At 59.5% G+C, this 14,337-nt stretch carries 13 protein-coding genes; 7 read left to right on the forward strand and 6 right to left on the reverse strand.

The features are described from left to right. Positions 1 to 6: 6 nt before the first annotated feature. Positions 7 to 1,782 carry a glyoxylate carboligase gene (gene gcl / locus BFP93_RS21060; RefSeq protein ID WP_065894779.1) on the reverse strand — a complete coding sequence of 592 codons (1,776 nt, stop codon included), beginning with the start codon at positions 1,780 to 1,782 and terminating at the stop codon, positions 7 to 9. A gap of 257 nt (positions 1,783 to 2,039) precedes the next feature. Here gcl and BFP93_RS21065 point away from each other — a divergent pair, with 257 nt between their 5' ends. Then, on the forward strand, positions 2,040 to 2,480 hold the full coding sequence (locus BFP93_RS21065; protein WP_065885193.1) for a GlcG/HbpS family heme-binding protein: 441 nt from the start codon (positions 2,040 to 2,042) through the stop codon (positions 2,478 to 2,480). Between the two features lie 127 nt (positions 2,481 to 2,607). Here the strand turns inward: BFP93_RS21065 and BFP93_RS21070 are convergent, their stop codons facing one another. Then, on the reverse strand, positions 2,608 to 3,213 hold the full coding sequence (locus BFP93_RS21070; protein WP_065894780.1) for a TetR/AcrR family transcriptional regulator: 606 nt from the start codon (positions 3,211 to 3,213) through the stop codon (positions 2,608 to 2,610). Between the two features lie 135 nt (positions 3,214 to 3,348). Between BFP93_RS21070 and BFP93_RS21075 the strand changes: the two genes are divergently transcribed. Together BFP93_RS21075 and BFP93_RS21080 are read left to right on the forward strand one after the other, a co-directional pair. Beyond that, positions 3,349 to 4,263, forward strand: coding sequence for a DUF808 domain-containing protein (locus BFP93_RS21075; RefSeq protein WP_065894781.1), 915 nt, complete (start codon positions 3,349 to 3,351; stop codon positions 4,261 to 4,263). A 136-nt stretch (positions 4,264 to 4,399) separates the two neighbouring features. Further along, positions 4,400 to 4,768, forward strand: coding sequence for a DUF805 domain-containing protein (locus BFP93_RS21080; protein ID WP_083203316.1), 369 nt, complete (start codon positions 4,400 to 4,402; stop codon positions 4,766 to 4,768). 217 nt (positions 4,769 to 4,985) lie between these two features. On the opposite strand, the gene BFP93_RS21085 is transcribed toward BFP93_RS21080, so the two are convergent. Together BFP93_RS21085 and BFP93_RS21090 are read right to left on the reverse strand one after the other, a co-directional pair. After that, a complete protein-coding gene (locus tag BFP93_RS21085) occupies positions 4,986 to 5,774 on the reverse strand; it encodes an MlaA family lipoprotein (RefSeq protein ID WP_065884221.1) in 789 nt (262 codons plus the stop codon). Next, the gene (locus BFP93_RS21090) at positions 5,767 to 7,065 is read right to left on the reverse strand and encodes a serine/threonine protein kinase (protein ID WP_057722697.1); all 1,299 of its coding nucleotides are present in this window, start codon (positions 7,063 to 7,065) and stop codon (positions 5,767 to 5,769) included. Before BFP93_RS21090 ends, BFP93_RS21085 begins: the two co-directional genes overlap by 8 nt. Before the next feature lie 235 nt (positions 7,066 to 7,300). On the opposite strand from BFP93_RS21090, the gene BFP93_RS21095 reads away from it, so the two are divergent. Next, the gene (locus BFP93_RS21095; protein ID WP_065894782.1) at positions 7,301 to 7,681 is read left to right on the forward strand and encodes a hypothetical protein; all 381 of its coding nucleotides are present in this window, start codon (positions 7,301 to 7,303) and stop codon (positions 7,679 to 7,681) included. 75 nt (positions 7,682 to 7,756) lie between these two features. Here the strand turns inward: BFP93_RS21095 and BFP93_RS21100 are convergent, their stop codons facing one another. Then, positions 7,757 to 9,310, reverse strand: coding sequence for a glycoside hydrolase family 17 protein (locus tag BFP93_RS21100; protein WP_065894783.1), 1,554 nt, complete (start codon positions 9,308 to 9,310; stop codon positions 7,757 to 7,759). 332 nt (positions 9,311 to 9,642) lie between these two features. Between BFP93_RS21100 and BFP93_RS21105 the strand changes: the two genes are divergently transcribed. The 3 genes from BFP93_RS21105 to BFP93_RS21115 all read left to right on the forward strand — a co-directional run bounded on the left by BFP93_RS21105 (position 9,643) and on the right by BFP93_RS21115 (position 12,715). Beyond that, positions 9,643 to 10,494: a glycine betaine ABC transporter substrate-binding protein gene (locus BFP93_RS21105; RefSeq protein WP_065894784.1), complete on the forward strand. Its 852-nt coding sequence runs from the start codon at positions 9,643 to 9,645 to the stop codon at positions 10,492 to 10,494. 254 nt (positions 10,495 to 10,748) lie between these two features. Further along, entirely contained in the window at positions 10,749 to 11,060 is a 312-nt protein-coding gene (locus tag BFP93_RS21110; RefSeq protein WP_057014105.1) for a DUF485 domain-containing protein, read from the forward strand. After that, positions 11,057 to 12,715 (forward strand): cation acetate symporter, encoded by a 1,659-nt coding sequence (locus BFP93_RS21115; protein ID WP_065884227.1) that lies wholly within the window; start codon positions 11,057 to 11,059, stop codon positions 12,713 to 12,715. The genes BFP93_RS21110 and BFP93_RS21115 overlap by 4 nt, the downstream gene beginning before the upstream one ends. A 251-nt stretch (positions 12,716 to 12,966) precedes the next feature. Here BFP93_RS21115 and gltA read toward each other — a convergent pair whose 3' ends face one another. Next, positions 12,967 to 14,256, reverse strand: a complete 1,290-nt coding sequence (gene gltA / locus BFP93_RS21120) for a citrate synthase (RefSeq protein WP_012723087.1) — start codon at positions 14,254 to 14,256, stop codon at positions 12,967 to 12,969. Positions 14,257 to 14,337 lie beyond the last annotated feature (81 nt).

Here is a 14,337-nt window from a genome sequence, read left to right on the forward strand (position 1 = left end):
TTCTCCTTAATCGAGCAGGGAAATGGCGGTCGGTGCGTCGTTGCCGACCAGGGCCAGGTCTTCGAATTCGTTGACGGCGTTGATCTCGGTGCCCATGGAAATATTGGTCACCCGTTCCAGAATAATCTCAACGATCACCGGCACCTTGAATTCTTCGATCATTTCCTGGGCGCGGCGCAGCGCCGGCTGGATCTGGCTCGGCTCGAACACACGCAGCGCCTTGCAACCCAGGCCCTCGGCGACGGCCACATGGTCGACGCCATAGCCGTTGAGTTCCGGGGCGTTGAGGTTGTCGAAAGACAACTGCACGCAGTAGTCCATTTCAAAACCGCGTTGTGCCTGGCGGATCAGCCCCAGATACGAGTTGTTCACCACCACGTGGATATACGGCAGCTTGAACTGCGCGCCGACGGCCAGCTCTTCGATCATGAACTGGAAGTCGTAGTCGCCAGAGAGCGCCACCACCTTGCGGCTCGGGTCGGCCTTGACCACCCCGAGCGCCGCCGGAATGGTCCAGCCCAGTGGGCCCGCTTGGCCGCAGTTGATCCAGTGGCGTGGTTTGTAGACGTGGAGGAACTGCGCGCCGGCAATTTGCGACAGGCCGATGGTGCTGACGTAGCAGGTGTCTTTGCCGAACACCTGGTTCATCTCTTCGTACACCCGTTGCGGCTTGACCGGTACGTTGTCGAAGTGAGTCTTGCGGTGCAGGGTGGCCTTGCGCTGCTGGCAGTCATGCAGCCAGGCGCTGCGGTCCTTGAGCTTGCCGGCGGCTTTCCACTCGCGGGCCACTTCGATGAACATCGTCAGCGCGGAACCGGCGTCGGACACGATGCCCAGGTCCGGGGTGAACACGCGGCCGATCTGCGTGGGTTCGATGTCGACATGGATGAACTTGCGGCCTTCGGTGTACACCTCCACCGAACCGGTGTGGCGGTTGGCCCAGCGGTTACCGATACCCAGGACCACGTCGGACTTGAGCATCGTCGCGTTGCCGTAACGATGGGACGTCTGCAGGCCGACCATGCCCACCATCAGCGGGTGATCGTCGGGGATGGTGCCCCAGCCCATCAGGGTCGGGATCACCGGGATGCCCGTCAGTTCGGCGAATTCCACCAGCAACTCGCTGGCGTCGGCGTTGATCACGCCGCCGCCGCTGACCAGCAAAGGGCGCTCTGCCTGGTCGAGCAGGGCCAGGGCCTTCTCCACCTGGATGCGGGTGGCCAAAGGCTTGGCCAGGGGCAGCGGTTGGTAGGCATCGATGTCGAATTCGATCTCGGCCATTTGTACGTCGAACGGCAAGTCGATCAAGACCGGGCCGGGGCGGCCGGAGCGCATCTCATAAAAAGCTTTTTGAAACGCGTAGGGCACTTGGCCGGGCTCCAGGACGGTGGTCGCCCACTTGGTCACCGGCTTCACGATGCTGGTGATGTCCACGGCCTGGAAATCTTCCTTGTGCATCCGGGCGCGCGGCGCTTGCCCGGTGATGCACAGGATCGGGATCGAATCGGCCGAGGCGCTGTACAGGCCGGTGACCATGTCGGTGCCTGCCGGGCCCGAGGTGCCGATGCACACGCCGATGTTGCCGGCCTTGGTGCGGGTGTAGCCCTCGGCCATGTGTGAGGCGCCTTCAACGTGGCGAGCAAGGACGTGATCGATGCCACCCACCTTCTGCAAGGCCGAATACAGCGGGTTGATCGCGGCGCCCGGGATACCGAAGGCGGTGTCCACCCCTTCACGGCGCATCACCAGGACGGCGGCTTCGATTGCTCTCATTTTGCTCATGGTTTTGGTGCCTCTTGCGTTTTGTAATTGTATACAAGTGGTGTCTGTACAAAGTGTATTCACGGCGAGCGGCGTAGGTCAATGCATTTCATAAACTGAGCTTTGCGTTCGTCTGAATCACTTTTTTCGACGTATGGAAGTTTTGTTTGGAAATATTGTATACAAAAACAAATGTCATTGTGTTCTATTTGTTCGATCCGGCATCTGATCAAACAGACGCTCCAACGTATTCCCAATAACAAAAGAAGGACGGCACCATGAGCGCTTTAACCTTGAAGATTGCCACCCAACTGGCCAGCCAGGCCCTCGCTGCGGGCCGCACCATTGCCGCCGCGCCGTTGACCATCGCGGTGCTCGACAGTGGCGGGCACCTGGTCGCCCTGCAACGCGAAGACGGCGCGAGCCTGCTGCGCCCGCAGATCGCCATCGGCAAGGCCTGGGGCGCGATTGCCCTGGGCAAAGGCTCACGCCTGCTGGCGCTCGATGCGCAGCAGCGGCCGGCGTTTATCGCGGCGCTGAACAGCCTGGGGCAGGGCAGTGTGGTGCCGGCGCCGGGTGGGGTGTTGATTCGCAATCAGGACGGCGTGGTGCTGGGGGCGATCGGGATCAGCGGGGATACGTCGGATATTGACGAGCAGTGCGCGATCACGGCGATTGAAGGGGTGGGGTTGATGGCGGATGCCGGGGTGTCCGCTTAAGTATTGAGTGACTGTCAGGGCCTCATCGGGGGCAAGCCCCCTCTCACACTTCACCGATGTTCACTTTGAGAATGCGGTCAAATGTGGGAGGGGGCTTGCCCCCGATTGGCACAGGCACTGCGGTCTATCAGTCCGGCTCACACCCCTTGAGCACCAACCGAATAATGGTCTGCGCCGCCGCCTCATAATCGGCCTCATCCAACTTGGCCTTGCCGGTCACCGCCGAGATCTGCCAGTCGAAATCCGCGTAGGTCTGGGTCGCTGCCCAGATACTGAACATCAGGTGATTAGGCTCGATCTTCGCGATGAGGCCGCGCTCCACCCAGCTCTGAATGCAGTCGATATTGTGCCTGGCCTGGGCATTGAGCTGTTCGACCTGTTCGGCGCTGAGGTGCGGCGCGCCGTGCATGATTTCACTGGCGAACACCTTGGAAGCAAACGGCAGGTCGCGGGAGATACGGATTTTCGAGCGGATATAGTTGCTCAACACTTCCTTGGGGTCGCCCTCGGGATTGAACGGCGTGGAAGCGGCCAGGATCGGTTCGATGATGCTCTCAAGCACCTCGCGGTAGAGGTTGTCCTTGGACTTGAAGTAATAGTAGACGTTGGGCTTGGGCAGCCCGGCCTTGGCGGCGATGTCGCTGGTTTTGGTCGCGGCGAAGCCCTTGTCGGCAAACTCCTCGCTCGCCGCCCGCAGGATTTTTTCTTTGTTGCGCTCGCGAATGCTGCTCATAAACCGGACGTTTCCTTGCCATGACAGGCGGTGGCGCATGGTAGCACCGGCCATCCGCGCGCCTCAACAATGTGCCCGCTCAGCAGTGCGCCGCGCTATGCTCGCCTCATCTCTCACTTAACGGATACCCGATTCATGGCAGGAAGCAGCTTGTTGGTTTTGCTCGACGATATCGCCGCGGTACTCGATGACGTTGCACTGATGACAAAAATGGCGGCGAAGAAGACTTCGGGTGTACTCGGCGATGACCTGGCGCTCAATGCCCAGCAAGTCTCCGGCGTGCGCGCCGAGCGGGAAATTCCCGTGGTGTGGGCGGTGGCCAAGGGCTCGTTCGTCAACAAGTTGATCCTGGTGCCGACCGCACTGTTGATCAGCGCCTTCGCCCCCTGGGCGGTGACGCCACTATTGATGCTGGGCGGCGCCTACCTGTGTTTCGAAGGGTTCGAAAAACTTGCGCACAAATTTCTGCACAGCAAGGCTGAAGATCAGGCCGGACACGCGCAGTTGACCGAAGCGGTGGCCGACCCGGCGACCGACCTGGTGGCCTTCGAAAAGGACAAGATCAAGGGCGCGATCCGTACCGACTTCATTCTGTCGGCCGAAATCATCGCCATCACCCTCGGCATCGTGGCCGATGCGGCGTTGACGCAGCAGGTGATCGTGCTGTCGGGCATCGCCATCGTCATGACCGCCGGCGTTTACGGGCTGGTGGCGGGTATCGTCAAACTCGATGACTTGGGGCTGTGGCTGACACAGAAACCGGGCCAAGTGGCACGCACTATCGGCGGCGCCATCCTCAGTGCAGCGCCTTACATGATGAAGAGCCTGTCGGTGATCGGTACGGCGGCGATGTTCATGGTCGGCGGCGGCATCCTCACCCATGGCGTGCCGGTGGTGCATCACTGGATCGAAACCGTGAGCCAGAACAGCGGGGCGCTGGCGTGGTTGATGCCGACGTTGTTGAATGCGGTGGCGGGGATTATTGCAGGGGCTGTGGTGTTGGTCGTAGTTCAGGCACTTGGCAAGCTATGGCGAGTCGCCAAGCGCTGATTAGTTCGCATCGAGTACCGTTTGAAAAGCTGTTTAAGCTTAGTCCTACAGTTCGGTTTTCCAAGCATTTATAGGATGCGTCACGCTTTTTCATGTGAAGGGGCGCGATAAAATATGGATCGACAGGGGGTTAGGGATGAACTGGTGTTTTCAAGCGGTGAAAAACTATATCAAGTTCAGTGGGCGAGCCTGTAGAAGAGAGTACTGGGCGTTTGTAATGATGGACATCGTGGTGATGTGGGGCTCTATTTTGATAGCGTACCTGGCAGATGTTTCTTCGAGCCCTTGGTTTATCGTCTCATTTGGCTTTTATGTGCTCTTTATGATCCCCCCAGCGGTGTCAGTGACATTCCGGAGGCTTCATGATGTGAACATCACCGGGGCGTATGCACTTTGGCTTTTGATACCGGTCGTTGGTTTTATAATGGTGTCCATCCAGTTGTTCACTCAGGGCGATAAGGGGGATAACGATTACGGTGTGCCTCCTGGTAAAAATGTCAGCTGAGTAACTGAGTAAAGCCAGTGCAATAAAAAAGGCCATTCGATTGAATGGCCTTTTTTGTGGTCAGGAGATGATCGTTCCCTCGCTCCGCGTGGGAATGCATCCCGTGACGCTCCGCGTCACCATTGCGCAGATGCTGGGTTTTGCGCTGAAAGCGGGACGCGGAGCGTCCTGGTTGGCATTCCCACGCGGAGCGTGGGAACGATCTAAGGGGCGCTGTTTACTCGGCAATCTGCAACTTGCGCGACTCGGTGTAGATGTAGCGCACCTTCTCATACTCGAACGGCGAGTTCATCTGCCCATAGCGGAAGCTGGTCTGGTAGCGCCTGTCCACGGCGCGCAGGGCCCAGATTTCCGGGTGGTTGGAGCTGACTTCGGAGACGTTGAGGAAGTTGATCTGCGACTCGGCGGTGTAGTCCACCAGCAGGCCGCCGGTGTCGCGCAGGTTCGACGGGCCGAAGATCGGCAATACCACATAAGCGCCGCCGGGCACGCCGTAGAAGCCCAAGGTCTGACCGAAGTCTTCGCTCTGGCGCGGCAGGCCCATGGCGGTGGCCGGGTCCCACAGGCCGGCGATGCCGATGGTGGTGTTGACGAGCAGGCGTCCGGTGGTCTCCAGGGAGCGATGGCCCTTGAGTTGCAGCAGGCTGTTCAACAGGTTGGGCACGTCGCCCAGGTTGTTGAAGAAGTTGCTTACGCCGGTGCGCAGGAAGCTTGGGGTGACGTAGCGGTAACCGTCCACCACCGGCAGGAACACCCACTGGTCGAAGCGATAGTTGAAGTGGTATACGCGGCGGTTCCACGACTCCAGCGGGTCATACACGTTGAGCGCGGTCAGCGACGAACGTTCGAATTCACGCTGGTCGAGGCCTGCGTTGAACTTGAGTTTGGTCAGCGGCTCCTTGAAGCCGTCGGCATCGACCTTGACCGGTTCGTGGGCCTTGCTGTTGTCGGCATTGGCCACGCCTGCGCACATTAGTGCGGCAAGCAGCAGAAGATATTTAGCCACGGAAGAACTCCAGCATGGCGTCGGCGTTGACGCGGTAATTGAGGTTGCCGCAGTGGCCGCCCAGCGGGTAGACGGTCAAGCGATCGCCGAAGGTTTTACGCAGGAAACCCAGGTCGCCCGGGCCAAGGATCACGTCGTCGGCGTTGTGCATCACGGCGATCTTCGGGCTGGCATGCAGGTAGTCCTTGAGCGCATACAGGCTCACCTGGTCCACCAGTTGCAGCAGACTGCCGCCGTCGGAACGGGCGCGCCACATCGGGATTACCTGTTCGGTGAGGTAGCAGTCGAAGTCGCACTGCAGGGCACGCTTGAGGAACGGCGTGAGGCTGGTGCCTTCGGTGATCGGGTATTTGGGCGGGATGATCAGGCCGCGGCGGTTGATCAGGTCCGAGGTAAAGGCGATATCGGCAGCCGAGAAGCGGAACGAGGTGCCGATCAGCATGGCCATCTGTTCGTTGGTCAGGTGCTGCTTGGACTGTTGGAAGTCGTAGAGCAGGGCGTCATTGAGGTCAATGTAGCCCTTTTGCTGGAAGTAGCGGGTCAGCTTGCTCAACACCAGTTCATAGAAGGTGGTGGTGTTGTTGATGCCCTTGACCTCGGTCTGGACCAGCTTGTCGAGGTTGGTGATCGACGTGTAGAGGTTGACCGGAGGGTTTAGCAGCAGCACTTTCTTGAAGTTGAAGCTGCGACGGGTTTCGTCGAGCTTGCTGACAAAGGCAGCATCCAGGGCGCCCAGGCTGTACCCGGTGAGGTAGAAATCAGTCACCGGCAACGAAGCGTTCTGCGCACGCACGGCCTGCATCACGCGGTACATGTCTTCGGCGTCTTCCTGGGTGATACCCGGAGTGGCGAAGCGCGATGCGGCGCTGATGAAGTCGAAGCTGGTCGGCGATGACAGCTGCACCACGTGGTAGCCGGCCTGGTAATACAGCTTCTTGAGGTATTCGTTGATGCTGCTGTCGAAGCGCGCACCGGTACCGGCGATCAGAAAGATCAATGGCGCGGCGCGGTCCTGCTTGGCGATGCGGTAGGTGAGTTTCTTCACCGCCCAGAAATTGTCCGGCAGGCTGAACTCGCGCTCGGGACGCATGTTCAAGGTGTAATCGGATTGATTGATCTCGTCGTCGGTCGGCAACGTGGGCCGAAGATCAGGTGGAGTGGTGGCAATGGTCGCTTCGAACGGGTTCGTCAAAGGGTAGCCATAGCTGGCTTGGTCGATATCGACGGCCAGTGCTGACGCACTCAAAAAAAGGCTGCCCAGCAAGGCAGCACAGCGCAAGGAACGGAGCATGACTTAATCCCTAAGAGGAAAGGTGCTGAATGAAATTCGCAGGCTATGACCACCGCGTTGCCACCGAAGTGCCAGCCTTCGGCACGAAAAGTCGGAAAAAAACGTCGGAATCGGAGTAATAGCTGGCAGACGATACACTTTGCCACGCATTGATGAACAGATATCTGCGCAGACACCTTGCTAACGGCCGCCGGGGGATTAAGCTGAGCGCCGTTTTTGCCTATCGGAGTGCCCTATGTCCCGTCGTTTGCCATTGATCCTGCTGCTTATCGCCCTGCCATTATGGTTGGCGGCCAGTTATGCCGCGCGGTATGGCTTCATGGAGGATGGGCAGTGGGTCGGCATTTGTGCTGATGAAGCCAGCCGCTGGGAATGCCAGGTGCGTTCGAACCTGGGGTTGATGATTCATTTCAAGGTGCTGGGTTGGGCGGCGTTGATCACGTCGGTGCTGGGGTTTTGCGTGCCGGGCCGTGCGGGGTGGGGCCTGGCGGTGTTGGGGTTGGTGTTCGGGTTGCCGGCGTTGGCGTTGTACAACACTACGTTTGCGGTGTTTGCCGTGGTGATTGCGGGGTTGCGGTTGGTCCGTAGGAGCGAGCTTGCTCGCGAGAATCGTTAATGATAACGCGGGGAGTCTGAGGCCCCGCGTTGCACTGGCGTTCTTCGCGAGCAAGCTCGCTCCTACAGGGGGGGGTTAAGCCTTGCGCACCCGCAAGCAACGCCACAAAGCCACAACCATAAGCACACTCACCACCGCCCACCCCCAAGCCTGCTGATTCAACAAGCCTTCACGGTACAACTGCGGCGCAATGCCGGCACCGATGATAAAGGCCAGCAGCGCGATCTCCCGACGCGGCCCGGTGACCGGGCGCACCAGGTACACCAGGGCCGGCAGTACCAGCGCCGCGCTCGGGAAGCTGCGATAACGCGGATCGAACACCAACGCGAGCATCATCACAGCGCCGGCAAACCCGGCAATCGCCACCAGCCAGCCCGCCCGTTGCTCCAGCCAGTTGAACGCCCGCTCACGCCAGCCATCACGGGCGCCGAGCGCCAGTGCGGCGTGGGCCAGTACCAGCAGGTTCAATACCAGCAACAAGCCGGCCCACACCCACTCATCATTAAAACGAGCAGTCACGCGAGTCAGTTCAGCCCAGGTGCCGATGGAGCACGCCGCGATCGCACCGAGCCATGGCAGTGCAAGGGCCGCGCGGGTTGTACGGACTCGTCCGCCCAGTACCAACGTCCCCAACAGAATCATCCCGCCGACGCCCAGCCATAGCGGCCAGTACGGCACATTGGTCACCGGCCCTGCGAGGATGCCCTTGTCCTGGCGGTCTGCATCGAACAGCCCCCAGTAACCGCCCACGGCCCCTTCACTGGCGCGTTTCCATGGCTGGTCAAAGGCTTCAATCAGGTTGTAGCGCCAGCCATTGGCTTCGGCCATGGCGACAAACCCACGCATGAACCTGGCTTCATTGGCCCGGCTCGGCACGGCGGTTTCGCGCTGGCGTCCTTCACTGGGCCAGCCGGTTTCGCCGATCAGAATGTCCTTGGGCGCGAACTTGTGGCCGAAGGTCTGGCGTACATCGCCTACATGCTTGAGCGCCTGGTCGATGCCGGATGGCTCATCTTCCCAGTACGGCAGCAGGTGGATGGTCAGGAAGTCCACCGCCGGGGCGATTTCCGGGTGCTGCAGCCAGAATTCCCACACATCGGCGTAGGTGACCGGCTGCTTGATCTGGCGTTTGACGGTCTGGATCAGCGTCACCAGCTGTTTAGCGGTGACCTCTTTACGCAACAGCGCTTCGTTGCCGACGATGACCGAGGTCACCACGTCCGGGTTGGCATTGGCGGCCGTGATCAACTCGTCGATTTCCTTTTGAGTTGCCACCGGGTCGCTGCTCACCCAGGCCCCGGCCATCACCTTCAGGCCATGCTTGCGCGCCATCTGCGGCAACGCTTCGAGGCCGGTCATGGAGTACGTGCGAATGCATTCAAAGCGTGTGGCCAGCAGGGCCAGGTCGGCGTCCATGCGCTCGGGACGCAGCTGGAAGGGCTGGTCGAACGGCGATTGGTCCTTGTCGAACGGCGTATAGGACGCACATTGCAGCTTGTGGCTGGCGCTCGCCACATCCGGCAGCACCACCGGCCGGCCAAGGCCATACCAGTAGCCGACAAGGGCGAGCACACCCAGGATCAAAGCAAGAAAATAGGGCAGGGCGGGGAAGCGGGCAGTCGCGGGCATGGTCGGCTTATCTGGGAGAGCAAAGGCGCGCATCTTACCCGGATTTGGCGCGTGCCAGTGCGGCTGCATAATTTTGACATGCAAACTTCGGGCGTGATTCTGACGATAACTCCTACAAAACGTCCTGCTGGCGATGTGATGTCGTTTCCTGCTCAACCAAGGTCGCTGACAGAGCAGGGTAAAGGCCTCGGCAGGTTGATGATAAAACCGTCAGTACTCCACTGATGCCTCAGCGACCGGATCGATGCGCGTGAAGGGGGCGCGGTGCACCGTATAAAAACAGGTTGACGTCGCTCGGCATTCGTCGGGCGCAGCACTTTCGGGGAAGTAATATGAAGATGCGACGACTCTTGGGCGCAGCTGCCACTCTGGTAGTTGCGATGGGCTCCACACTGGCCAGTGCCGACAGCAAAACCCTGAGCATCGGCTATGTGGATGGCTGGTCCGACAGCGTGGCCACCACCCATGTGGCGGCTGAAGTGATCAAGCAAAAGCTCGGCTATGACGTGAAGTTGCAAGCGGTCGCCACCGGGATCATGTGGCAGGGTGTGGCCACCGGCAAGCTCGATGCCATGCTGTCCGCCTGGCTGCCGGTGACCCACGGCGAATACTGGACCAAGAACAAGGACAAGGTGGTCGACTACGGCCCCAACTTCAAGGATGCGAAAATTGGCTTGATCGTGCCGGAGTACGTCAAGGCCAAGTCCATCGAAGACCTCAAGACCGACACCACCTTCAAAAACAAGATCGTCGGCATCGACGCCGGTTCAGGCGTGATGCTCAAGACCGACGAGGCCATCAAGCAATACGGGCTCGACTACAAACTGCAAGCCAGCTCGGGCGCCGCAATGATCGCCGAACTGACCCGCGCCGAAGACAAGCAGGATTCCATTGCGGTCACCGGTTGGGTGCCGCACTGGATGTTCGCCAAGTGGAAACTGCGTTTCCTGGATGACCCAAAAGGCGTTTATGGTGCTGCCGAAACCGTCAACAGCATCGGCAGCAAGGGCCTGGAGGCGAAAGCGCCGGAAGTGGCGGCGTTCCTGAAGAAATTCCAGTGGGCCTCCAAGGATGAAATCGGTGAAGTCATGCTGGCGATCCAGGAAGGTGCCAAGCCGGACGCAGCGGCCAAGGATTGGGTCGCCAAGCACCCTGAGCGTGTAGCCGAGTGGCTCGCTAAGTAAATTCCCCGATGTACCTTGTGGGAGGGGGCTTGCCCCCGATGGCGGCATGTCAGTCACAGCTATTTTGACTGACCCACCGCTATCGGGGGCAAGCCCCCTCCCACATTGATTTTTGTCCCCCGCAAATCTTCCTGTGTTCTCACAATCCCTCGCTACACTCGATCTAAGACTAAGGTCGTCTGGAACCTGTTCCGCAGCCGCATACAGTGGCCATGTTCCAATAATAAAAAAGCTGTGCTGCGAGGATAAAAACAATGAACGACAGCATTTACCTCTCGATTCAAAACAGCCCGCGTTTCAAGGAGCTGGTCAGGAAAAGGGAAAGGTTCGCCTGGATTCTCTCGGCGATCATGCTAGGGCTTTACTCCGGATTCATCCTGTTGATCGCCTACGGGCCCCAAGTGCTGGGGGCCAAGCTCAGCCCTGGCTCATCCATTACCTGGGGCATCCCCATCGGGGTCGGGCTGATTGTCTCGGCCTTCATCCTCACCGGCATCTATGTACGACGCGCCAACGGCGAATTCGACGACCTGAACAATGCGATTCTCAAGGAGGCTGCGCAATGATCCGTCGTCTATTGGCTGTATTCGGCGCTTCAGTCTTTGCGCCCGCCGTTTGGGCGGCCGATGCATTGACCGGTGAAGTGCACAAGCAACCGCTGAATATTGCAGCGATCCTGATGTTCGTGGCCTTTGTCGGCGCGACGTTGTGCATCACCTACTGGGCCTCCAAGCGCAACAACTCGGCGGCCGACTACTATGCGGCCGGCGGCAAGATCACCGGTTTCCAGAACGGCCTGGCGATTGCCGGCGACTATATGTCGGCCGCGTCCTTCCTGGGGATTTCCGCGCTGGTGTTCACCTCCGGCTATGACGGACTGATCTACTCGATCGGCTTCCTGGTGGGCTGGCCGATCATTCTGTTCCTGATCGCCGAGCGCCTGCGTAATCTGGGCAAGTACACCTTTGCCGACGTGGCGTCCTATCGCCTGGGCCAAACCCAGATCCGCAGCCTGTCGGCCTGTGGCTCGCTGGTGGTGGTGGCGTTCTACCTGATCGCGCAGATGGTCGGCGCGGGCAAACTGATCCAGCTGCTGTTCGGCCTCGATTACCATGTAGCGGTGATCCTGGTGGGCATCCTGATGTGCCTCTATGTGCTGTTCGGCGGCATGCTGGCGACCACCTGGGTACAGATCATCAAGGCAGTGCTGCTGCTGTCCGGCGCCTCGTTCATGGCGCTGATGGTGATGAAGCACGTCAACTTCGACTTCAACATGCTGTTCTCCGAGGCGATCAAGGTTCACCCTAAAGGTGAAGCGATCATGAGCCCCGGCGGCCTGGTGAAAGACCCGATCTCGGCGTTCTCCCTGGGGCTTGCCCTGATGTTCGGGACTGCTGGCCTGCCGCACATCCTGATGCGCTTCTTCACGGTGAGTGACGCCAAGGAAGCGCGTAAGAGCGTGCTGTATGCCACCGGCTTTATCGGTTACTTCTATATCCTGACGTTCATCATCGGTTTTGGCGCGATCCTGCTGGTCAGCACCAACCCGGCGTTCAAGGACGCGGCCGGTGCTCTGCTCGGCGGCAACAACATGGCGGCGGTGCACCTGGCCAACGCGGTGGGTGGCAGTATCTTCCTGGGCTTCATCTCGGCCGTGGCCTTCGCCACCATCCTTGCGGTGGTTGCCGGCTTGACGCTCGCAGGTGCCTCGGCGGTGTCCCACGACCTGTACGCCAGCGTGATTAAGAAAGGCAAGGCCAACGAGAAGGACGAGATTCGCGTGTCGAAGATCACCACCATCGCCCTGGCGGTGTTGGCTATCGGCCTGGGGATTCTGTTCGAAAGCCAGAACATTGCGTTCATGGTCGGCCTGGCGTTCTCGATTGCCGCCAGCTGTAACTTCCCCGTGCTGCTGCTTTCCATGTACTGGAAAAACCTCACCACCCGTGGCGCCATGATTGGTGGCTGGCTGGGCTTGGTCAGTGCCGTGGGCCTGATGGTGCTGGGTCCGACCATCTGGGTCTCGATCCTGCACCATGAAAAAGCCATCTTCCCGTACGAGTACCCGGCGCTGTTCTCGATGATCATTGCGTTCGTCGGTATCTGGTTCTTCTCCATCACCGACAAGTCGGCGGCGGCAGAGAAAGAGCGTGCGCTGTACTTCCCGCAGTTTGTGCGTTCGCAGACGGGGTTGGGGGCGAGTGGGGCGGTTAATCACTAAGCTTTTAGAGGGATAAGAAATGCCCCGGTCGAAAGGCTGGGGTATTTTTTTGTCTGGGGGTTTGTGGTGTCTGGTCTGGCCTCATCGGGGGCAAGCCCCCTCCCACATTTGACTGCATCCACACGTTCAGATGTGTGAACCCACTCCAGTGTGGGAGGGGGCTTGCCCCCGATGAGGCCAGCTCAGACGACACAAATAAAAACGGCCTCCACTAAGGGAGGCCGTTCTCAGTACAGCTTGCAGCTAAATGCTTACTTGCGATCTTCCAGCTTGGTGATATCACGCGACTCGTAGCCGGTGTACAACTGACGCGGGCGGCCAATCTTGTACGGGCTCGAGAGCATTTCCTTCCAGTGGGAGATCCAGCCCACGGTCCGCGCCAGGGCGAAGATCACGGTGAACATGCTGGTTGGAATGCCGATCGCCTTGAGGATGATCCCCGAGTAGAAGTCGACGTTCGGGTACAGCGAGCGTTCGATGAAGTACGGGTCGGTCAGGGCGATCTCTTCCAGGCGCATGGCCAGTTCGAGTTGCGGATCGTTTTTGATGCCCAGTTCCTTCAACACTTCGTCGCAGGTCTGCTTCATGACGGTGGCGCGCGGGTCGCGGTTCTTGTAGACCCGGTGACCGAAGCCCATCAACTTGAACGGGTCGTTCTTGTCCTTGGCCTTGGCGATGAATTTGTCGATGTTCGAGACATCGCCGATTTCATCGAGCATGGTCAATACGGCTTCGTTCGCACCGCCGTGGGCAGGGCCCCACAGTGCGGCGATACCGGCGGCGATACAGGCGAACGGGTTGGCACCCGAAGAGCCCGCCAGACGTACGGTAGAGGTCGAGGCGTTCTGTTCGTGGTCGGCGTGAAGGATGAAGATCCGATCCATGGCCTTGGCCAGCACCGGGCTGATCGGTTTGATCTCGCACGGCGTGTTGAACATCATGTGCAGGAAGTTTTCCGCGTACGTCAGGTCGTTGCGCGGGTACATCATGGGTTGGCCCATGGAGTACTTGTAAACCATTGCGGCCAGGGTCGGCATCTTGGCAACCAGGCGGATCGCGGAAATTTCGCGATGCTGCGGGTTATTGATGTCCAGGGAGTCGTGATAGAAGGCCGACAGGGCGCCGACCACACCGCACATGACGGCCATCGGGTGGGCGTCGCGACGGAAGCCGTTGAAGAAGGTCTTCAACTGCTCGTGAACCATGGTGTGGTTCTTCACGGTGCTGACGAACTGGGCTTTCTGCTCGGCTGTTGGCAATTCGCCATTTAGCAGCAGGTAGCAGGTTTCCAGATAGTCCGACTGTTCGGCGAGTTGCTCGATCGGGTAGCCGCGGTGAAGCAGAATGCCATTATCGCCATCGATATAGGTGATCTTCGACTCGCAAGAGGCGGTCGACATGAAGCCTGGGTCGAAAGTGAAACGGCCCGTGGCCGTCAGGCCCCGTACGTCGATAACATCGGGACCAACGGTGCCGGTTAAAATGGGCAGCTCGACGGGGGCTGCGCCCTCGATGATCAACTGCGCTTTTTTGTCAGCCATGTGGCCTCCTATTTATGCTTCAAATCATCAGACAGACCCCCCACGCAGGGCCCGCACCACTATAGTGAGATAAATTCAGAT

The organism is Pseudomonas sp. 44 R 15 (assembly GCF_900004965.1).
Lineage (GTDB): Bacteria > Pseudomonadota > Gammaproteobacteria > Pseudomonadales > Pseudomonadaceae > Aquipseudomonas > Aquipseudomonas orientalis_A.